The following is a 19,675-nucleotide window of genomic DNA, read 5'->3' as shown; positions in this document are numbered from 1 at the left end:
CCCGGCGTGCCAGCCGGCAGCGTGGTCGGCGACGGCCGGCGCCCCGCGCAGTATCGTGAACGCGTGGAGGGATCGATCGAGGCGCGGGTCAGCCACGAGGTCGACCGATGGCTGGGCTGGCTGCCGAGGTGGCGGCCGGGCACGCATCGCGCCCGCGTGCGGCTCTGCACCCGCTGCTTCGGCTCACCGATCCTCGCCGCGGCCGGACTCGACGTCGACGTGCCGCATCCGGTGCAGCATGCCTTCTCGATGCGCATGAAGGGCATCATCGACGCCGCCGTCGACGACTACACCGAGCGCAACCTGCCCATGCTGCACACCGAGATCCGCCTCGCGGAGGAGCGCAAGTCGCGCCGCCCGTACCGCGCCGGGGAGGGGCTCGATCCCGAGTTCCTCGGCCTCGACCTCGACCCCGAGCCGGCGCCCGACCAGCCGTTCCTCTTCACGCTCACCGGACTGGAGGCGGATGCCGCGGCCGAGGCGAACGAGCCGGCGCCGCGCCCGTTCACCTTCGAGGAGAAGGAGGCGCTCCGCGAGGAGGTGCGCCTCGCGGACGAGTTCGCCAAGCAGCTCGGCCGGCGCATCTGCGTCGAGCTCGCCCGGCACCGTGAGCGCATCGGCGGGGCCGTGGTCGCCTACGTGGAGCCGCAGGTCGAGGAGCTCCTCGCCGACCTCGACCGCGAGCTCGACTCGCCGGGGTGGCCCGGGTAGGCCCGGTGGTCCGGTGCGGCGTTCCGCCTTGGGAGAACGCCGGCTCGGGGCATCCGTCGCCATTTGACCGAGAGGTTACGCCGCATTACTATTGACCGGGTGTGCGCGTTGACGCGCGCTTGAATCGTGCCTGCAGGAATCATCCCAGATGAGCCCCGGCAGGTCACGCCTCGGGCTCGCAGCAGACGCACATTCGCAGGGCACCTCATCGGTCGCCCCCACGGCATACCCACCACGCAACAGGCGCTGCAGTTCTGCAGTGCCGGTGGGTCGTGATGTGAAATCCATCAACGCTGTCACCGTGCAGCACCAACAAGGAGAAGCAGTGCCAACCATTCAGCAGTTGGTCCGCAAGGGTCGCTCGCCCAAGGTCACCAAGACCAAGGCTCCCGCCCTGAAGGCCAACCCCCAGCAGCGCGGCGTGTGCACGCGTGTGTACACCACCACCCCGAAGAAGCCCAACTCGGCACTCCGCAAGGTCGCCCGCGTGAAGCTCTCCAACGGCACCGAGGTCACGGCCTACATCCCCGGTGAGGGCCACAACCTCCAGGAGCACTCGATGGTGCTCGTCCGCGGCGGTCGTGTGAAGGACCTCCCCGGCGTGCGCTACAAGATCATCCGCGGCGCGCTCGACACGCAGGCCGTGAAGAACCGCAAGCAGGCCCGTAGCCGCTACGGCGCGAAGATGGAGAAGAAGTAATGCCTCGCAAGGGACCCGCTCCGAAGCGCCCCGTCGTCGCCGACCCGGTCTACGGTTCGCCCGTCGTCAGCCAGCTCGTCAACAAGATCCTGATCGACGGCAAGAAGGACCTCGCGCAGCGCATCGTCTACGAGGCGCTCGAGAACGTCGCCACGAAGTCCGGCCAGGACGCCGTCGCCACCCTCAAGAAGGCGCTCGACAACGTGCGCCCCACCCTCGAGGTGCGTTCGCGCCGCGTCGGCGGTTCGACCTACCAGGTCCCCGTCGAGGTCAAGCCGCACCGTGCGAACACCCTGGCGCTGCGCTGGCTCACCAGCTACGCCAAGGCCCGCCGCGAGAAGACGATGACCGAGCGTCTCACCAACGAGATCCTCGACGCGTCGAACGGCCTCGGTGCCGCGGTCAAGCGCCGCGAGGACACGCACAAGATGGCCGAGTCGAACCGCGCCTTCGCCCACTACCGCTGGTAGTCGATGAGCGGATGCCGCCGACCGGGCGGTCTCTGAGCCCGTCGCAGGCGGTCTCTGAGCCCGTCGAAGGCGGTCCCTGAGCCCGTCGAAGGGCGGCATCCGCTCACTTCCCCTTTCGCTCCTGACTTCCCCGGAGGAACCCCCGTGGCACAAGACGTGCTCACCGACCTGAGCAAGGTCCGCAACATCGGCATCATGGCGCACATCGATGCCGGCAAGACCACCACCACCGAGCGCATCCTGTTCTACACGGGCGTGAACCACAAGATCGGCGAGACGCACGACGGCGCCTCGACGACCGACTGGATGGAGCAGGAGAAGGAGCGCGGCATCACGATCACGTCTGCCGCTGTGACCTGCTTCTGGAACAAGAACCAGATCAACATCATCGACACCCCCGGCCACGTCGACTTCACGGTCGAGGTCGAGCGCTCGCTCCGCGTGCTCGACGGCGCGGTCGCCGTCTTCGACGGCAAGGAGGGCGTGGAGCCCCAGTCCGAGACCGTGTGGCGCCAGGCCGACAAGTACAACGTGCCGCGCATCTGCTTCGTCAACAAGATGGACAAGCTCGGTGCGGACTTCTACTTCACGGTCGACACGATCATCAAGCGCCTCGGCGCGAAGCCGCTCGTGCTGCAGCTGCCGATCGGTTCGGAGAGCGATTTCGTCGGCGTCGTCGACCTCATCGAGATGCGGGCCCTCGTGTGGCCCGGCGACGCCAAGGGCGACGTGACGATGGGTGCCAAGTACGAGGTGCAGGAGATCCCCGCCGACCTCAAGGAGAAGGCCGAGGAGTACCGCCACACGCTGCTCGAGACCGTCGCCGAGACCGACGACGCGCTGCTCGAGAAGTACTTCGGGGGCGAGGAGCTCACGGTCGCCGAGATCAAGGGCGCGATCCGCAAGCTCACCGTCAACTCCGAGATCTACCCGGTCCTCTGCGGTTCGGCGTTCAAGAACCGCGGCGTGCAGCCCATGCTCGACGCGGTCATCGACTTCCTGCCGTCGCCGCTCGACGTGCCGGCGGTCGAGGGGCGCAACCCCCGCAACGAGGACGAGATCATCGAGCGTCACCCCGACGCCAACGACCCGTTCGCCGCGCTCGCGTTCAAGGTCGCGGTGCACCCGTTCTTCGGTCGCCTCACCTACATCCGCGTGTACTCGGGCCACCTCGACTCGGGCGGCCAGGTCATCAACTCGACCAAGGGCAAGAAGGAGCGCATCGGGAAGATCTTCCAGATGCACGCCAACAAGGAGAACCCGGTCGACTCGGTCACCGCGGGCAACATCTACGCCGTCATCGGCCTGAAGGACACGACCACGGGCGACACGCTGTGCGACCCCGACAACCAGGTCGTGCTCGAGTCCATGACGTTCCCGGCCCCGGTCATCGAGGTCGCGATCGAGCCGAAGACGAAGGCCGACCAGGAGAAGCTCGGCACCGCGATCCAGAAGCTCGCCGAGGAAGACCCGACGTTCCGCACCGAGCTCAACCAGGAGACCGGCCAGACCGTCATCAAGGGCATGGGCGAGCTGCACCTCGACATCCTCGTCGACCGCATGAAGCGGGAGTTCAAGGTCGAGGCGAACGTCGGCAAGCCGCAGGTCGCCTACCGCGAGACGATCAAGCGCGCGGTCGAGAAGCACGACTACACCCACAAGAAGCAGACGGGTGGCTCGGGCCAGTTCGCGAAGATCCAGTTCGCGCTCGAGCCCCTCGAGATCACGGCCGACAAGACGTACGAGTTCGAGAACAAGGTCACGGGTGGCCGCGTTCCGCGCGAGTACATCCCCTCGGTCGACGCCGGATTCCAGGACGCCATGCAGTACGGCATCCTGGCCGGCTACCCGATGGTCGGCGTCAAGGGCATCCTGCTCGATGGCGCAGCCCACGACGTCGACTCCTCGGAGATGGCGTTCAAGATCGCCGGCTCGATGGGCTTCAAGGAGGCCGCTCGGAAGGCGAACCCGGTTCTGCTCGAGCCGCTCATGTCCGTCGAGGTGCGCACCCCTGAGGAATACATGGGTGACGTCATCGGCGACCTGAACTCGCGTCGCGGTCAGATCCAGTCGATGGAGGACGCCGCCGGCGTGAAGGTCGTGCGTGCGCACGTCCCGCTCTCGGAGATGTTCGGCTACATCGGCGACCTGCGGTCGAAGACCTCGGGCCGTGCGGTGTACTCGATGGAGTTCGAGAGCTACGCGGAGGTCCCGAAGGCGGTCGCCGACGAGATCGTCCAGAAGAACAAGGGCGAGTAGCCCTCCGACGCACGAGCCAACCGGTTCGCGTAACATATCAACACAACCCCGTAGCACACCGGTCGCAATCCAGCGCCCGGGGTTCCTACACGAGTCCTGAGGAGGACCCACAGTGGCTAAGGCCAAGTTCGAGCGGACCAAGCCGCACGTCAACATCGGTACGATCGGTCACGTCGACCACGGCAAGACGACGCTCACCGCGGCGATCTCCAAGGTCCTGGCAGACAAGTACCCGTCGGCCACCAACGTGCAGCGCGACTTCGCATCGATCGACTCGGCTCCCGAGGAGCGCCAGCGCGGCATCACGATCAACATCTCGCACGTCGAGTACGAGACGCCGAAGCGCCACTACGCGCACGTCGACGCCCCCGGTCACGCCGACTACATCAAGAACATGATCACGGGTGCCGCGCAGATGGACGGCGCGATCCTCGTGGTCGCGGCGACCGACGGCCCGATGGCCCAGACGCGTGAGCACGTGCTGCTCGCCAAGCAGGTCGGCGTGCCCTACCTGCTCGTCGCGCTGAACAAGGCCGACATGGTCGACGACGAGGAGATCCTGGAGCTCGTCGAGCTCGAGGTCCGCGAGCTCCTCTCGAGCCAGGGCTTCGACGGCGACAACGCGCCGGTCGTGCGTGTCTCGGGCCTCAAGGCGCTCGAGGGCGACGAGAAGTGGGTCCAGTCGGTCCTCGACCTGATGGACGCCGTCGACGAGTCGATCCCCGACCCCGTGCGTGACAAGGACAAGCCGTTCCTCATGCCGATCGAGGACGTCTTCACCATCACCGGTCGTGGCACGGTCGTCACGGGTCGCGCCGAGCGCGGCACGCTGAAGATCAACTCCGAGGTCGAGATCGTCGGCATCCGCCCGACGCAGAAGACCACGGTCACGGGCATCGAGATGTTCCACAAGCAGCTCGACGAGGCCTGGGCCGGCGAGAACTGCGGTCTCCTGCTCCGCGGCACCAAGCGCGAGGACGTCGAGCGCGGCCAGGTCGTCGTGGCCCCCGGCTCGGTCACGCCGCACACGAACTTCGAGGGCACCGCGTACATCCTCTCCAAGGAGGAGGGCGGGCGTCACAACCCGTTCTACGCGAACTACCGCCCGCAGTTCTACTTCCGCACCACCGACGTCACCGGCGTCATCACGCTGCCCGACGGCACCGAGATGGTCATGCCCGGCGACACCACCGACATGACGGTCGAGCTCATCCAGCCGATCGCCATGGAGGAGGGCCTCGGCTTCGCCATCCGCGAGGGTGGCCGCACCGTGGGCGCCGGCACGGTCACGAAGATCATCAAGTAGCACCCGTCCGCACCGGATCCGTCCGGTTCGGATATCGACAAGGGGTCGGGCCTTCGGGCCCGGCCCCTTCGTCGTTCCGGGCCCGCGCCCGCCGCGCCAGCTGCACGCGGACCGCGCCACTTCGGCCGGCGCAGAGGCCGCGCACGTGGCGCGGAACCGGAGCCGGAGGCCGCGTCGGCCCGCGTCGGCCCCTTGCAATTCCCTGTCAAGTCCTCCCCTCGATCCGGGGTCTTGCCTACGCTCGAGGAGATGTCCTCAGCTTCCGCGGCCGCGCAGCGGTCCTCCGTGCGTCCGGAGATCCAGGCCCTGCGTGCCGTCGCCATCGGCTGCGTGCTCCTGTACCACTTCTGGCCGGCGGCCCTCCCGTCGGGTTTCGTCGGCGTCGATGTCTTCTTCGTCGTCTCGGGCTTCCTGATCACGGGGCTGCTCCTCCGCGACGCGGAGCGCCACGGTCGGGTGCGCCTCAAGGACTTCTACGTCCGTCGCATCCGCCGCATCCTGCCGGCCGCCATGGTGGTGCTCACCGTCAGCGCCGTGGCGACCCTCCTCTTCGTGCCGAGGGCGGAGTGGCGCCCGTTCCTGCAGCAGATCCTCTCGAGCGCGCTCTACGTCGAGAACTGGCATCTCGCCCGTGACTCGCAGGTCCCGGCCCTCGCCGACCTCGAGTCCACACCGGTCCAGCACTTCTGGTCGCTCTCGGTCGAGGAGCAGTTCTACCTGGTCTGGCCGCTCCTGATCATCGGGGCGCTGTGGATCGCAGCGCGATCGGGCCGGAACCGCACGCAGCTCGTCGCGGCCGTGCTGGTCGTGACGACGGTGGCGTCCTTCGTGCACGGGTCGCTGCTCACGCTGGAGGACCACAACCTGGCGTACTTCTCGACCCTCGCGCGCGGCTGGGAGTTCGGCGTCGGCGGCCTTCTCGCGCTCCTGCCGCGCATCGAGGGCGAGCGGCTCCGTCGCACCAGGGCCCTCGCGAGCTGGGCGGGCCTCGCCGCCATCGCGTACGCAGGGCTCGCCTTCACCGACGCCGACCGGTTCCCCGGCACGATCGCGCTCCTGCCGGTGCTCGGCACGGCGGCGGTCATCTGGGCCGGGACGCCCCGGGCGGCGCTGTCGCCGGCACCCATCGCCGGCTGGCGACCCGTGCAGTGGTTCGGCGACATCTCCTACTCGCTGTACCTGTGGCACTGGCCGATCATCATGTTCACGCCCTACCTCACGGGACGGCCCAGCCCGGCGTGGGTGATGGTGCTGCTGCTCCTGCTCTCCATCGCCGTGGCGGATGCCTCGAAGCGATGGATCGAGGATCCGTTCCGTCGTCGGGCGCAGGTCACGATCTCCGAGACGGTGGGCCGGGGCATCCGGATGCGGCGGATCGTCGTCACCTCGGCCGCGTCGGTCGCGGCGCTCGTGCTGCTGACCTCGGGCGTGGCCGGATACGCCACGGAGGAGCCTCGCCGCGACCTCTGCCGGCACGACCGCGGGAGGTGAGTCACACCACCTCGACGCCGTCGATACGTGTGTCGAGCTCGATGGCGCCCTCAACGCTGCGGGCCACGGTGCATCCCCGGCGGATCGCCTTGTCCATGAGGTCGATGAGGGTCGCCCGTTCGTCGGCCTCGAGGGCCGAGAGGTCGACCAGGATCTCCTCGTCGACGCGGCGATAGCGGTTCTCGTCGCGATCCGACCGGCCGTGCGCCCAGATGGTCATCTCGAAGTCGTCGCCGAGGCGGCGGGCCGCCACGCGGTCGGCGCTCATGCCGGCGCAGCCGATGAGCGCGAGCTTCAGCAGCTCGCCCGGCGTGAAGCATCCGTCGACGTCGGCCGGCCCGATGCGCACCGTGGTGCCACGCTCGTTCAGGCCCTCGTAGGTGCGTGCGTCGGTGCGCACGACCGAGACGCTGCCCGGACCGATGCGTTCGCTGACACGGTGCGCGAACTGGGGCTGCGGCTCGTCGGGCATGGCTTCTCCTGTGGTCGTCACGCCTCGATTCCATCACGACGGATGCCCCGGCGAGTCCGCTGCTGTGACGTTGCCGAGAGCCGGGGCGGGCGCGACACGCCCGGGTTGCATGGAACCCTCGTCTGTGGCAAACTCGTTGAGTTCAACATTTCGAACGGCGTGCCCTGCTGCGTGCCGTTCGAATCACTGCCAGGCAGTGCATAGCCACCGGAAGCCCTCACCTGCATGGTCGGGGAGCCCCACGGGTCAGGCTAGGCCGCAGGCAGCAGAACGCACAACCGACCACCACTTCGAGCATGGGTCTACCATGCCCGTTTCGCGAGGGCGACACGCCCGAGCGCGGGGGTCGGTGAGGCTCTCGGGTCGAGCGTGCCGAGGCCACCGCGTCAGCGGGGTGGCTTCGACAGGCTCGATCACGGCCTTTGACAGAAGAACAGTGGTGCTTCACACGGAGTAGCACGGTGTGATTCCTACACCCAGGCGTCCGATGCCCTCGGAAGGGGTAAGACGCCTTGACAGAGAGAGAGTTCGAGATGGCGGGACAGAAGATCCGCATTCGACTGAAGTCGTATGACCACGAGGTCATCGACACCTCGGCGCGCAAGATCGTCGACACGGTGACCCGCGCGGGCGCCACGGTCGTCGGCCCCGTGCCGCTTCCGACCGAGAAGAACGTGGTGTGCGTCATCCGCTCGCCCCACAAGTACAAGGACAGCCGCGAGCACTTCGAGATGCGCACCCACAAGCGCCTGATCGACATCGTGGACCCGACGCCCAAGGCCGTCGACTCGCTCATGCGCCTCGACCTCCCCGCCGACGTCAACATCGAGATCAAGCTCTGAGGTAACCCATGTCCACCGCTACCAAGAACGTGAAGGGTCTGCTCGGCACCAAGCTCGGCATGACCCAGGTGTGGGATGAGAACAACAAGCTCGTCCCCGTCACCGTCATCGAGATCGCGCCGAACGTCGTGACCCAGCTGCGCACCCCCGAGAAGGACGGCTACACGGCCATCCAGATCGCCGCGGGCGCGATCGACCCGCGCAAGGTCAACCAGCCCGCGTCCGGCCACTTCAAGGCCGCCGGCGTGACCCCGCGTCGACACCTCGCCGAGGTGCGCACGGCCGACGCGGCCGACTACACGCTCGGCCAGGAGCTCACCGTCGACGGCACCTTCGAGGCCGGCCAGCTGGTCGACGTCGTCGGCACCTCGAAGGGCAAGGGCTTCGCCGGTGTCATGAAGCGCCACAACTTCAAGGGCGTCTCCGCTTCGCACGGTGCTCACCGCAACCACCGCAAGCCCGGTTCGATCGGTGCGTCGTCGACGCCCAGCCGTGTCTTCAAGGGCATGCGCATGGCCGGTCGCATGGGTGGCGAGCGCGTGACCGTGCTCAACCTCCGCGTGCACGCCGTCGACGCCGAGAAGGGCCTCCTGCTCGTCAAGGGCGCGGTTCCCGGTGCGCGCGGCCGTCTCGTTTTCGTCCGCAACGCAGTGAAGGGGGCGTAGTCCATGGCTACCGCGACCAACACCATCGACACCCTCGACGTCACCGGCAAGAAGTCGGGCACGATCGAGCTCCCCGCCGAGCTCTTCGACGTGCAGACCAACGTGCCGCTGATCCACCAGGTCGTCGTCGCCCAGCTCGCCGCCGCGCGCCAGGGCACCCACAAGACCAAGACCCGCGGCGAGGTCTCCGGCGCCGGCCGCAAGCCCTTCAAGCAGAAGGGCACGGGCCGCGCCCGCCAGGGCTCGATCCGCGCGCCGCAGATGACCGGCGGCGGCGTCGTGCACGGCCCGCAGCCGCGTGACTACTCGCAGCGCACCCCCAAGAAGATGATCGCCGCAGCCCTGCTCGGCGCGCTCTCCGACCGCGCCCGCGGCGGCCGCATCCACGCGGTCAGCTCGTTCGCGAGCGGCGACGTCGCCAAGACGAAGGACGCCGTCGCGCTCCTCGCCGGCATCTCGCCGTCGAAGCACCAGCTCGTCGTGCTCACCCGCGACGAGGAGCTCTCGGAGCGTGCAGTGCGCAACATCCCGACCGTGCACGTGCTGCCGGTCGACCAGCTGAACGCCTACGACGTGCTCGTCTCCGACGACATCGTCTTCAGCACGGCCGCGCTCGAGGCGTTCATCGCCGCGAAGACGGCGAAGAAGGAAGAGGTCTCCGCATGAGCGCCGTCCACAACAAGGACCCGCGCGACATCATCATCGCGCCCGTCGTCTCGGAGAAGAGCTACGGCCTGATCGACGAGGGCAAGTACACGTTCATCGTGGACCCCCGCTCGAACAAGACCGAGATCAAGCTCGCGATCGAGAAGATCTTCAACGTCCAGGTGGCGTCGATCAACACCCTGAACCGCCAGGGCAAGACCCGTCGCACGCGTTTCGGGATCGGCAAGCGCAAGGACACGAAGCGCGCGATCGTCACCCTCAAGTCCGGCTCGATCGACATCTTCACGGCTGTCGGCTAGGGAGCAGAGGTAACTCACTATGGCTATTCGCAAGTACAAGCCCACGACCCCCGGTCGTCGCGGTTCGTCGGTCGCCGACTTCGCTGAGATCACGCGCTCGACGCCCGAGAAGTCGCTGCTCCGCCCGCTCTCGAAGTCGGGTGGCCGCAACAACCAGGGCCGCATCACGACGCGTCACATCGGTGGTGGCCACAAGCGCCAGTACCGCGTCATCGACTTCCGTCGCAACGACAAGGACGGCGTGCCCGCCAAGGTCGCGCACATCGAGTACGACCCCAACCGCACGGCTCGCATCGCGCTGCTCCACTTCGTGGACGGCACCAAGCGCTACATCCTGGCGCCGAACAAGCTGCAGCAGGGCGACCCGATCGAGTCGGGCCCCGGCGCCGACATCAAGCCCGGCAACAACCTGCCGCTGCGCAACATCCCCACCGGTACCGTGGTGCACGCCATCGAGCTCCGCCCCGGCGGCGGCGCGAAGCTGGCCCGCTCGGCCGGTGCGTCCGTCCGCCTCGTGGCGAAGGACGGCCCCTACGCCCAGCTCCGCCTCCCCTCGGGCGAGATCCGCAACGTCGACGCGCGCTGCCGCGCCACCGTCGGCGAGGTCGGCAACGCCGAGCAGTCGAACATCAACTGGGGCAAGGCCGGCCGCAAGCGCTGGAAGGGCGTCCGCCCGACCGTCCGCGGCGTCGCGATGAACCCGATCGACCACCCGCACGGTGGTGGTGAGGGCAAGACCTCCGGTGGTCGCCACCCGGTCAGCCCGTGGGGTCAGCCCGAAGGCCGTACCCGTCGCCCCAACAAGGAAAGCGACAAGCTCATCGTTCGCCGTCGTACCGTCGGCAAGAAGCGCAAGTAGGAGTTGTAGAAGATGCCGCGCAGTCTCAAGAAGGGCCCCTTCGTCGATGACCACCTGCTTCGCAAGGTCGTCACGCAGAACGAAGCCGGTTCCAAGAACGTCATCAAGACCTGGTCGCGTCGATCGATGATCGTCCCCGCGATGCTGGGTCACACGATCGCCGTGCACGACGGTCGCAAGCACATCCCGGTGTTCGTCACCGAGACCATGGTGGGTCACAAGCTCGGCGAGTTCGCGCCCACCCGCACCTTCCGTGGACACGTGAAGGACGACAAGAAGGGCCGTCGCCGCTGACGCGGTGACGTGAAGGAGGAGAAGAAATGGTGGAGTCGATCGCACGTGTGCGACACATCCGCGTCACCCCCCAGAAGGCTCGTCGCGTCGTCAACCTGATCCGCGGCAAGCAGGCACAGGAGGCCCTCGCCATCCTGAAGTTCGCGCCCCAGGGTGCGAGCGAGCCGGTGTACAAGCTCGTCGCCTCGGCCATCGCGAACGCTCGCGTCAAGGCCGATGCCTCGAACACCTACCTGGACGAGCAGGACCTCTACATCAGCCGCGCATTCGTCGACGAGGGCACCACCCTCAAGCGATTCCAGCCGCGCGCGCAGGGTCGTGCCTTCCGCATCAACAAGCGCACGAGCCACATCACCGTCGTGCTCGCCACGCCCGAGGAGGGTACGAAGTAATGGGTCAGAAGGTCAACCCGTACGGCTTCCGTCTCGGCATCACCACCGACCACGTGTCGCGGTGGTTCTCCGACTCGACGAAGCCCGGACAGCGCTACGCCGACTACCTCGCCGAGGATGTCAAGATCCGTCGCCTGCTCCAGACGTCGCTCGATCGCGCGGGTGTCTCGCGCATCGAGATCGAGCGCACCCGCGACCGCGTCCGCGTGGACATCCACACGGCGCGTCCCGGCATCGTGATCGGCCGCCGCGGCGCCGAGGCCGAGCGCATCCGCGCCGACCTCGAGAAGCTCACCGGCAAGCAGATCCAGCTCAACATCCTCGAGGTGAAGAACCCCGAGGCCGACGCCCAGCTCGTCGCCCAGGGCATCGCCGAGCAGCTCTCCGCTCGCGTGGCGTTCCGCCGCGCGATGCGCAAGGGCCTGCAGGGCGCCCAGCGCGCCGGCGCCAAGGGCGTCCGCATCCAGGTCTCCGGCCGCCTCGGCGGCGCCGAGATGAGCCGCTCGGAGTTCTACCGCGAAGGCCGTGTGCCGCTGCACACGCTCCGCGCGAACATCGACTACGGCTTCTACGAGGCGAAGACCACCTTCGGCCGCATCGGCGTGAAGGTCTGGATCTACAAGGGCGACATCACCAACAAGGAGCTCGCCCGCGAGCAGGCTTCGCAGAAGCCCTCCCGCGGCGACCGCAATGACCGTCCCCGCCGTGCGCCCAAGGCGCAGGAGCCGGTGGCAGCAGGAGTTGAGGCATAACCATGTTGATTCCCCGTCGAGTCAAGTACCGCAAGCAGCACCACCCGGGCCGTTCGGGCCACGCCACCGGCGGCACGAAGGTCACCTTCGGCGAGTTCGGCATCCAGGCGCTGACCCCCGCCTACGTGACGAACCGCCAGATCGAGTCCGCTCGTATCGCGATGACCCGTCACATCAAGCGTGGCGGCAAGGTGTGGATCAACATCTACCCCGACCGTCCGCTCACCAAGAAGCCGGCTGAGACCCGCATGGGTTCCGGTAAGGGCTCGCCCGAGTGGTGGGTCGCCAACGTCAAGCCGGGTCGCGTCCTCTTCGAGGTCTCGGGCGTCTCCGAGGAACTCGCTCGCGAGGCCATGACCCGTGCCATCCACAAGCTGCCCCTCAAGGCACGCATCATCAAGCGCGAGGAGGGCGACGCGTAATGGCCGTCGGAACGAAGGAGCTCGCTCCCAACGAGCTCGACACCTTTGAAGACGAGCGACTCGTCGACGAGCTGAAGAAGGCCAAGGAGGAGCTGTTCAACCTGCGCTTCCAGGCCGCCACCGGGCAGCTCGAGAGCCACGGCCGCCTCCGCGCCGTCAAGCGTGACATCGCGCGCATCTACACGGTGATCCGTGAGCGCGAGCTCGGCATCCGGGCCACGCCCGCACCGGTCGAGGCCAAGGCCGCGCCCGAGAAGAAGAAGACCAAGAAGGCCAAGGCCGAGGCGGATGCCGCAGCCGAGGCAGAGACCAAGGAGGCCTGATCATGGCTGAGACCGAGAAGGCCGCGGCCGAGGTCGCCGAGACGGCCTCGCACCGCCCGTACCGCAAGGTGCGTCGCGGCTACGTCGTGAGCGACAAGATGCAGAAGACCATCGTCGTCGAGGTCGAGGACCGCGTGAAGCACCCGCTGTACGGCAAGGTCATGCGCCGCACCTCGAAGGTGAAGGCCCACGACGAGCAGAACACCGCGGGCATCGGCGACCTCGTCGTCATCAGCGAGACCCGCCCCCTCAGCGCCACCAAGCGCTGGCGCCTCGTCGAGATCGTCGAGAAGGCCAAGTAAGCCTCGCGCTTGCTTGAGAGAAGGAGTTCGAAGTGCTTCAGCAGGAATCACGACTCAAGGTCGCCGACAACACCGGCGCCAAGGAGCTGCTCACGATCCGCGTCCTGGGGGGTTCCAAGCGCCGGTACGCCGGCCTCGGTGACACCATCGTCGCGACCGTCAAGGACGCGATCCCCGGCGGCAACGTCAAGAAGGGCGACGTCGTCAAGGCCGTCATCGTCCGCACCGTCAAGGAGACGCGTCGTCCCGACGGCTCGTACATCAAGTTCGACGAGAACGCGGCGGTCATCCTCAAGAACGATGGCGACCCCCGCGGCACCCGCATCTTCGGACCGGTCGGCCGCGAGCTCCGCGACCGCAAGTTCATGAAGATCATCTCGCTGGCACCGGAGGTGCTGTAAACCATGGCCAACATCAAGAAGGGCGACCTCGTCCAGGTGATCTCGGGCCGCAGCCAGGCTCGCGGTGGAGACCGCGGCAAGCAGGGCAAGGTCATCGAGGTCCTCGTCGCCGAGAACCGCGTCGTCGTCGAGGGCGTCAACTTCGTCACGAAGCACGTCCGCGTCGGCCAGACGCAGCGCGGCTCGAAGACGGGTGGCATCGAGACGCACGAGGCGCCGATCCACGTGTCGAACGTCGCACTCGTCGACCCCGAGACGAAGAAGCCGACCCGCGTCGGCTTCCGCACCGAGACCGTGACGAAGGACGGCGTCGAGAAGACCGTCCGCGTCCGCTACGCCAAGAAGTCAGGTAAGGACCTGTAATGACCGATACGGCTACGCAGGCTGGCAAAATCCAGCCGCGACTGAAGACCAAGTACCGGACCGAGATCTCGAAGGCCCTCGCCGAGGAGCACGGCTACACCAACGTGCACCAGGTCCCGGGCCTCGTGAAGATCGTCGTGAACATGGGCGTCGGCGAGGCTGCCCGCGATGGCAAGATCATCGACGGTGCGATCGCCGACCTGACCAAGATCACCGGGCAGAAGCCGCAGGTCACCAAGGCCCGCAAGTCCATCGCGCAGTTCAAGCTGCGCGAGGGGCAGCCGATCGGCGCGCACGTCACGCTGCGCGGCGACCGCATGTGGGAGTTCCTCGACCGCCTGCTCTCGCTCGCACTGCCCCGCATCCGCGACTTCCGCGGCCTGTCGGACCAGCAGTTCGACGGCAACGGCAACTACACCTTCGGCCTCGTGGAGCAGTCCGTGTTCCATGAGATCGACCAGGACAAGATCGACCGCGTCCGCGGCATGGACATCACCGTGGTGACCACCGCCAAGAACGACGACGAGGGCCGCGCGCTGCTCAAGCAGCTCGGCTTCCCGTTCCGGTCGAACGCCTCCGCCAGCTGAACCCCGGATGCCGCGTCCGGGTCCCTGAGACGCTCGAAGGGCGCGGCATCCGACCCGGTCCGGGCATCCGCTCGGGCCAGCCACCACAGGTCATCACTCGTGTAACGGGTGCTGAAACCTGGTGAAACGTAAGGAACCATTCGTCATGACGATGACCGACCCGGTCGCTGACATGCTGACCCGCCTGCGCAACGCGAACTCGGCGCACCACGACACCGTGTCGATGCCGCACTCGAAGCTCAAGGCCCACATCGCCGAGATCCTCAAGAGCGAGGGCTACATCGCCGGCTTCGAGGTCACCGACGCGCGCGTGGGCAAGACGCTCACGCTGCAGCTCAAGTTCGGCCCGAACCGCGAGCGCTCGATCGCCGGCATCAAGCGGGTGTCGAAGCCCGGCCTGCGCGTGTACGCGAAGTCCACCGAGCTGCCCAAGGTGCTCGGCGGCCTCGGCGTCGCGATCCTGTCCACCTCCAGCGGTCTGCTCACCGACCGCCAGGCCGAGAAGAAGGGTGTGGGTGGGGAAGTCCTCGCCTACGTGTGGTAGTTCCATGTCACGAATCGGACGACTTCCCATCGACATCCCCGCCGGTGTCGACGTCACGGTCGACGGCGCGGCCGTCACCGTCAAGGGCCCGAAGGGCGAGCTGGCGCTCACCGTCGCGTCCCCCATCGAGGTGAAGATCGAGGACAACCAGGTCCTCGTCACGCGGCCCGACGACGAGCGCGAGTCGCGCTCGCTGCACGGCCTCACCCGCACGCTCATCGCGAACCAGATCATCGGCGTCACGCAGGGGTACACCAAGGGCCTCGAGATCGTCGGCACCGGTTACCGCGTCGCCCAGAAGGGCTCGTCGGTCGAGTTCGCGCTCGGCTTCTCGCACCCCGTGACCGTCGAGCCCCCGGCCGGCATCACGTTGACGGTCGAGGGCAACAACAAGCTCACGGTCGCCGGCATCGACAAGCAGGCCGTCGGCGAGACCGCCGCCAACATCCGCAAGATCAAGAAGCCCGAGCCGTACAAGGGCAAGGGCATCCGCTACGCCGGCGAGGTCGTTCGTCGCAAGGCCGGAAAGTCAGGTAAGTAATCATGGCTGTGAAGACCAAGTCGGCCGCGCGCACGCGCCGTCACACCCGCCTTCGCAAGAAGATCGTCGGCACCGAGCAGCGCCCGCGTCTCGTCGTGACGCGCTCGGCCCGGCACGTGTTCGTGCAGGTCGTCGACGACAGCAAGGGCCGCACCGTGGCCTCCGCGTCGACCATGGAGGCCGACCTCCGCGCCTTCGACGGTGACAAGACCGCCAAGGCCAAGAAGGTCGGCGAGCTCGTCGCCGAGCGCGCGAAGCAGGCCGGCATCGAGTCCGTGGTGTTCGACCGCGGAGGCAACAAGTACGCCGGTCGAGTCGCCGCCATCGCCGATGGTGCGCGAGAGGCGGGGCTGAGCCTGTGACCGACAACAAGAAGGAGAACGAGGTGGCTGCAGTGGCAGAGGCACCCGTGGAGACCGCCGCTGCGAGCGAGGCTCCCCAGAACGAGCCGCGCGAGGCCCGTCGTGGCAGCCGCGACCGTGGCCCGAGCCGCGACCGCGGTGGACGTGACGCCGAGAAGAGCCAGTTCCTCGAGCGCGTCGTGACCATCAACCGCGTGTCCAAGGTCGTCAAGGGCGGCCGTCGCTTCAGCTTCACGGCGCTCGTCGTCGTGGGTGACGGCAACGGTCTCGTCGGCGTCGGCTACGGCAAGGCACGCGAGGTCCCGACGGCGATCTCGAAGGGCGTCGAGGAGGCGAAGAAGAACTTCTTCCGCGTCCCGCGCGTCGGCATGACCATCCCGCACCCCGTCCAGGGCGAGGCGGCCGCAGGCGTCGTCCTGCTCCGCCCGGCCTCCGCCGGTACCGGCGTCATCGCCGGCGGTCCGGTGCGTGCCGTGCTCGAGTGCGCCGGCATCCACGACGTCCTCAGCAAGTCGCTCGGTTCGTCGAACACCATCAACATCGTGCACGCCACGGTCCAGGCCCTCAAGGAGCTCGAGGAGCCCCGCGCGGTCGCCGCGCGTCGTGGCCTCGACTACGACGAGGTCGCCCCGGCCCGCCTGGTGCGTGCCGAGGCCCAGGCGGCCGAGGCCGCCGCGGCAGCGAAGGCAGGTGCCTGATGGCCAAGCAGCTCAAGGTGACCCAGATCAAGTCCAAGGTGAGCGAGAAGCAGAACCAGCGCGACACGCTGCGCAGCCTCGGACTGAAGCGCATCGGCGACTCGGTCGTTCGCGACGACACCCCGCAGAACCGCGGGTACGTCAAGACCGTCGCCCACCTCGTGAAGGTTGAGGAGATCGACTAATGGCAGAGAACGAGAAGGCCGCCGAGGCGGCTGAGCCCAAGAAGGCTCCGGCGAAGAAGGCCGCCGAGAAGGCTCCGGCGAAGAAGGCCGCCGAGAAGGCTCCCGCGAAGAAGGCGCCGGCCAAGGCCGCCGCCGCGAAGGCCGACGACGCGAAGGCCGAGAAGGCTCCCGCGAAGAAGGCGCCCGCGAAGAAGGCTCCTGCGAAGAAGGATGCCGACGTCGTGCGCGAGCCCGTGCTGAAGGTGCACCACCTGCGCCCGGCGCCCGGTGCCAAGAAGGACAAGACCCGCGTCGGACGCGGTGAGGGTTCGAAGGGCAAGACCGCCGGCCGCGGCACCAAGGGTTCGAAGGCCCGCAACAACATCCGCCCCGGCTTCGAGGGCGGCCAGCTTCCGTACCACATGCGTGCGCCGAAGCTGCGCGGCTTCAAGAACCCGTTCCGCGTCGAGTACCAGGTGGTCAACCTGGAGAAGCTCGCCGAGCTCTACCCGAAGGGCGGCGACGTCACCGTCGCCGACCTCGTCGACAAGGGTGCCGTCCGCAAGAACGAGCGCGTCAAGGTGCTCGGCAACGGCGACATCCAGGTGAAGCTCAACGTCGCGGTCGACAAGGTCTCCGGCTCCGCCGAGCAGAAGATCGTCGCCGCCGGCGGCTCGGTCAAGTAAGGCCGAACCTCATCGGAAAGCCCGAGCCTGTCGGGACCTCGCGTATGATTCACGGGGGTCTCGACAGGCTCGAGCCGCATCTGGACCCAGACGGCAGCAGCCCAACACGCTCCCACACGGAGTAACAGGAGGACGAGTGTTCAACGCCATCGGGCGGATCTTCCGCACGCCGGATCTTCGCCGCAAGATCGGGTTCACGCTGGGCATCGTGGCCCTGTTCCGGCTCGGGTCGTTCATCCCGGCGCCGTTCGTGGACTTCGGGAACGTGCAGGCCTGCCTCGCGGCGAGCCAGGGGGCATCCGGGCTCTACGAACTCGTCAACCTCTTCTCGGGCGGCGCGCTCCTCCAGCTCTCGATCTTCGCGCTCGGCATCATGCCCTACATCACGGCGTCGATCATCGTGCAGCTGCTGCGCGTCGTCATCCCGCACTTCGAGGCGCTCTACAAGGAGGGCCAGGCCGGCCAGAGCCAGCTCACGCAGTACACGCGCTACCTCACGATCGCGCTGGGCGTGCTGCAGTCGACGACGCTCATCACGGTGGCCCGGTCGGGTGCGCTGTTCCCGTCGAGCGATCCCGCGTGCGCGCAGCTGATCACGAACGACGCCTGGTACGCGATCCTGCTCATGGTCGTCACCATGACCGCCGGCACCGGCCTCATCATGTGGCTCGGCGAGCTCATCACCGAGCGCGGCATCGGCAACGGCATGTCGCTGCTCATCTTCACGTCGATCGCCGCGACGTTCCCCGGCTCGCTCTGGGCCATCGGCCTGGCCCGCGGCTGGGACGTCTTCGCGCTGGTGCTCGCCGTCGGCCTCCTCATCGTCGTCGCGGTCGTGTTCGTCGAGCAGTCCCAGCGGCGCATCCCGGTGCAGTACGCCAAGCGGATGGTGGGTCGCCGCACCTACGGCGGCAACAACACGTACATCCCGATCAAGGTCAACATGGCGGGCGTCATCCCCGTGATCTTCGCGTCGTCGCTGCTCTACCTGCCCGCGCTCATCGCGCAGTTCAACCAGCCGCAGGCGGGCGAGGAGCCGCAGCCCTGGGTCGTGTGGATCACGAACTACCTCACGCAGGGCGACCACCCGCTCTACATGCTCGTGTACTTCCTCCTCATCGTCGGCTTCACGTACTTCTACGTGGCGATCACGTTCAACCCCGACGAGGTCGCCGAGAACATGAAGAAGTACGGCGGCTTCATCCCCGGCATCCGCGCGGGACGTCCCACGGCCGAGTACCTCGACTACGTGCTCACCCGCGTGACGCTGCCGGGCTCGCTCTACCTGGGCCTCGTGGCACTGATCCCGCTGATCGCGCTCGGCCTCGTGGGCGCGAACGCGAACTTCCCGTTCGGCGGCGCGTCGATCCTCATCATCGTCGGCGTCGGCCTCGAGACGGTGAAGCAGATCGACGCGCAGCTCCAGCAGCGACACTACGAAGGGCTCCTCCGATGACCGCATCCGCCTCAGCACGTCTCCTCATCGTCGGCCCGCAGGGCTCCGGCAAGGGGACGCAGGGCGTGCGGGTCGCGGAGGCCTTCGGCGTGCCGCAGGTGGCCACTGGCGACATCTTCCGCGAGAACGTGTCGGGCGGCACGGAGCTCGGCAAGCAGGTGCAGGCCGTCATCGAGGCCGGCGACCTCGTGCCCGACGAGCTCACGAGCGAGCTGGTGCGCGACCGGCTCCGGCAGCCCGACGCGGCGCACGGATTCCTCCTCGACGGGTACCCCCGCAACCGCAAGCAGGTCGGCGACCTCGACGCCTTCCTCGAACCCCGCGGCGAGGGCCTCGACGCCGTCATCGAGCTCGTGGTGCCGCGTGAGGAGAGCATCGCTCGCATCACGCAGCGCGCCGAGGAGCAGGGACGCACCGACGACACCGAAGAGGTGATCGCCAACCGGCTCGCGATCTACGAGCGCGAGACCGCCCCCATCCTCGACGTGTTCCGCGAACGCGGCATCGTCGACGAGATCGACGGCGTCGGCACCCTCGACGAGGTCACCGAGCGCATCTTCGCCGCCCTGGCGAAGCGCGGCCTGCACGCGGCGGGGCACGGCGGCAACGGCGCCGCGGCCTGACGCGGGTGTTCCGCAGGTCGCGGTA

At 67.8% G+C, this 19,675-nt stretch carries 29 protein-coding genes; 28 read left to right on the top strand and 1 reads right to left on the bottom strand.

All coding sequences use genetic code 11. The annotated features are described in order from the left end of the window. The first annotated feature begins 6 nt into the window (after positions 1-6). From ACVFI9_RS15855 to ACVFI9_RS15830, 6 genes are all read left to right on the top strand, one after another. The gene (locus ACVFI9_RS15855) at positions 7-711 is read left to right on the top strand and encodes a spermidine/putrescine ABC transporter substrate-binding protein (RefSeq protein ID WP_474763149.1); all 705 of its coding nucleotides are present in this window, start codon (positions 7-9) and stop codon (positions 709-711) included. Positions 712-1,036: 325 nt separating this feature from the next. Continuing rightward, the gene (rpsL, locus tag ACVFI9_RS15850; RefSeq protein ID WP_022889720.1) at positions 1,037-1,411 is read left to right on the top strand and encodes a 30S ribosomal protein S12; all 375 of its coding nucleotides are present in this window, start codon (positions 1,037-1,039) and stop codon (positions 1,409-1,411) included. Then, complete coding sequence (gene rpsG, locus ACVFI9_RS15845) at positions 1,411-1,881, top strand: 30S ribosomal protein S7 (protein ID WP_056734916.1); 471 nt, start codon at positions 1,411-1,413, stop codon at positions 1,879-1,881. The genes rpsL and rpsG overlap by 1 nt, the downstream gene beginning before the upstream one ends. 144 nt (positions 1,882-2,025) lie before the next feature. Continuing rightward, positions 2,026-4,140, top strand: coding sequence for an elongation factor G (fusA, locus tag ACVFI9_RS15840; RefSeq protein ID WP_474763148.1), 2,115 nt, complete (start codon positions 2,026-2,028; stop codon positions 4,138-4,140). Positions 4,141-4,252: 112 nt separating this feature from the next. Then, positions 4,253-5,446, top strand: a complete 1,194-nt coding sequence (tuf, locus tag ACVFI9_RS15835) for an elongation factor Tu (RefSeq protein WP_474763147.1) — start codon at positions 4,253-4,255, stop codon at positions 5,444-5,446. Between the two features lie 249 nt (positions 5,447-5,695). Then, positions 5,696-6,937 (top strand): acyltransferase family protein, encoded by a 1,242-nt coding sequence (locus ACVFI9_RS15830; protein WP_474763146.1) that lies wholly within the window; start codon positions 5,696-5,698, stop codon positions 6,935-6,937. Position 6,938: 1 nt separating this feature from the next. Here ACVFI9_RS15830 and ACVFI9_RS15825 read toward each other — a convergent pair whose 3' ends face one another. Further along, on the bottom strand, positions 6,939-7,430 hold the full coding sequence (locus ACVFI9_RS15825; RefSeq protein ID WP_474763145.1) for an OsmC family protein: 492 nt from the start codon (positions 7,428-7,430) through the stop codon (positions 6,939-6,941). Between the two features lie 512 nt (positions 7,431-7,942). Here ACVFI9_RS15825 and rpsJ point away from each other — a divergent pair. From rpsJ to ACVFI9_RS15715, 22 genes are all read left to right on the top strand, one after another. Beyond that, positions 7,943-8,251: a 30S ribosomal protein S10 gene (rpsJ, locus tag ACVFI9_RS15820; protein ID WP_017201594.1), complete on the top strand. Its 309-nt coding sequence runs from the start codon at positions 7,943-7,945 to the stop codon at positions 8,249-8,251. An 8-nt stretch (positions 8,252-8,259) separates the two neighbouring features. After that, positions 8,260-8,916 carry a 50S ribosomal protein L3 gene (gene rplC / locus ACVFI9_RS15815; protein ID WP_474763144.1) on the top strand — a complete coding sequence of 219 codons (657 nt, stop codon included), beginning with the start codon at positions 8,260-8,262 and terminating at the stop codon, positions 8,914-8,916. A gap of 3 nt (positions 8,917-8,919) precedes the next feature. Beyond that, complete coding sequence (gene rplD, locus ACVFI9_RS15810; RefSeq protein ID WP_474763143.1) at positions 8,920-9,582, top strand: 50S ribosomal protein L4; 663 nt, start codon at positions 8,920-8,922, stop codon at positions 9,580-9,582. After that, positions 9,579-9,881 (top strand): 50S ribosomal protein L23, encoded by a 303-nt coding sequence (rplW, locus tag ACVFI9_RS15805; protein WP_474763142.1) that lies wholly within the window; start codon positions 9,579-9,581, stop codon positions 9,879-9,881. Before rplD ends, rplW begins: the two co-directional genes overlap by 4 nt. 19 nt (positions 9,882-9,900) lie before the next feature. Beyond that, positions 9,901-10,740, top strand: coding sequence for a 50S ribosomal protein L2 (gene rplB / locus ACVFI9_RS15800; RefSeq protein WP_474763141.1), 840 nt, complete (start codon positions 9,901-9,903; stop codon positions 10,738-10,740). Positions 10,741-10,752: 12 nt separating this feature from the next. Further along, positions 10,753-11,034, top strand: coding sequence for a 30S ribosomal protein S19 (gene rpsS, locus ACVFI9_RS15795; protein WP_136708473.1), 282 nt, complete (start codon positions 10,753-10,755; stop codon positions 11,032-11,034). A gap of 26 nt (positions 11,035-11,060) precedes the next feature. After that, positions 11,061-11,426, top strand: a complete 366-nt coding sequence (gene rplV, locus ACVFI9_RS15790) for a 50S ribosomal protein L22 (protein ID WP_129520961.1) — start codon at positions 11,061-11,063, stop codon at positions 11,424-11,426. After that, complete coding sequence (gene rpsC / locus ACVFI9_RS15785; RefSeq protein ID WP_130353515.1) at positions 11,426-12,178, top strand: 30S ribosomal protein S3; 753 nt, start codon at positions 11,426-11,428, stop codon at positions 12,176-12,178. Before rplV ends, rpsC begins: the two co-directional genes overlap by 1 nt. 2 nt (positions 12,179-12,180) lie before the next feature. Continuing rightward, on the top strand, positions 12,181-12,600 hold the full coding sequence (gene rplP / locus ACVFI9_RS15780) for a 50S ribosomal protein L16 (RefSeq protein ID WP_056010870.1): 420 nt from the start codon (positions 12,181-12,183) through the stop codon (positions 12,598-12,600). Beyond that, positions 12,600-12,923, top strand: coding sequence for a 50S ribosomal protein L29 (gene rpmC, locus ACVFI9_RS15775; protein ID WP_474763140.1), 324 nt, complete (start codon positions 12,600-12,602; stop codon positions 12,921-12,923). The genes rplP and rpmC overlap by 1 nt, the downstream gene beginning before the upstream one ends. A gap of 2 nt (positions 12,924-12,925) precedes the next feature. Next, a complete protein-coding gene (gene rpsQ, locus ACVFI9_RS15770; RefSeq protein ID WP_360516526.1) occupies positions 12,926-13,225 on the top strand; it encodes a 30S ribosomal protein S17 in 300 nt (99 codons plus the stop codon). Positions 13,226-13,257: 32 nt separating this feature from the next. Beyond that, positions 13,258-13,626 (top strand): 50S ribosomal protein L14, encoded by a 369-nt coding sequence (gene rplN, locus ACVFI9_RS15765; protein ID WP_448005857.1) that lies wholly within the window; start codon positions 13,258-13,260, stop codon positions 13,624-13,626. Between the two features lie 3 nt (positions 13,627-13,629). Further along, positions 13,630-13,989 (top strand): 50S ribosomal protein L24, encoded by a 360-nt coding sequence (gene rplX, locus ACVFI9_RS15760; RefSeq protein WP_448005856.1) that lies wholly within the window; start codon positions 13,630-13,632, stop codon positions 13,987-13,989. Continuing rightward, positions 13,989-14,576 (top strand): 50S ribosomal protein L5, encoded by a 588-nt coding sequence (gene rplE / locus ACVFI9_RS15755; RefSeq protein WP_474763139.1) that lies wholly within the window; start codon positions 13,989-13,991, stop codon positions 14,574-14,576. The genes rplX and rplE overlap by 1 nt, the downstream gene beginning before the upstream one ends. A gap of 145 nt (positions 14,577-14,721) precedes the next feature. Further along, the gene (gene rpsH, locus ACVFI9_RS15750) at positions 14,722-15,120 is read left to right on the top strand and encodes a 30S ribosomal protein S8 (protein WP_474763138.1); all 399 of its coding nucleotides are present in this window, start codon (positions 14,722-14,724) and stop codon (positions 15,118-15,120) included. Between the two features lie 4 nt (positions 15,121-15,124). Further along, a complete protein-coding gene (gene rplF / locus ACVFI9_RS15745; RefSeq protein WP_474763137.1) occupies positions 15,125-15,661 on the top strand; it encodes a 50S ribosomal protein L6 in 537 nt (178 codons plus the stop codon). A 2-nt stretch (positions 15,662-15,663) separates the two neighbouring features. Further along, positions 15,664-16,023, top strand: coding sequence for a 50S ribosomal protein L18 (gene rplR / locus ACVFI9_RS15740; protein ID WP_474763136.1), 360 nt, complete (start codon positions 15,664-15,666; stop codon positions 16,021-16,023). Beyond that, entirely contained in the window at positions 16,020-16,721 is a 702-nt protein-coding gene (gene rpsE / locus ACVFI9_RS15735; RefSeq protein ID WP_474763135.1) for a 30S ribosomal protein S5, read from the top strand. Before rplR ends, rpsE begins: the two co-directional genes overlap by 4 nt. Further along, complete coding sequence (gene rpmD, locus ACVFI9_RS15730; RefSeq protein ID WP_148733823.1) at positions 16,721-16,906, top strand: 50S ribosomal protein L30; 186 nt, start codon at positions 16,721-16,723, stop codon at positions 16,904-16,906. The genes rpsE and rpmD overlap by 1 nt, the downstream gene beginning before the upstream one ends. After that, positions 16,906-17,571 carry a 50S ribosomal protein L15 gene (rplO, locus tag ACVFI9_RS15725; protein ID WP_474763134.1) on the top strand — a complete coding sequence of 222 codons (666 nt, stop codon included), beginning with the start codon at positions 16,906-16,908 and terminating at the stop codon, positions 17,569-17,571. The genes rpmD and rplO overlap by 1 nt, the downstream gene beginning before the upstream one ends. A gap of 136 nt (positions 17,572-17,707) precedes the next feature. After that, positions 17,708-19,027, top strand: coding sequence for a preprotein translocase subunit SecY (gene secY / locus ACVFI9_RS15720; RefSeq protein WP_474763133.1), 1,320 nt, complete (start codon positions 17,708-17,710; stop codon positions 19,025-19,027). Next, complete coding sequence (locus tag ACVFI9_RS15715) at positions 19,024-19,650, top strand: adenylate kinase (RefSeq protein WP_474763132.1); 627 nt, start codon at positions 19,024-19,026, stop codon at positions 19,648-19,650. The genes secY and ACVFI9_RS15715 overlap by 4 nt, the downstream gene beginning before the upstream one ends. Positions 19,651-19,675: the final 25 nt, after the last annotated feature.

The organism is Agromyces sp. NSFZ (assembly GCF_056156205.1).
The sequence above is the reverse complement of the archived record's forward strand: the minus strand, read 5'-3'. Positions and strand labels throughout refer to the sequence as shown.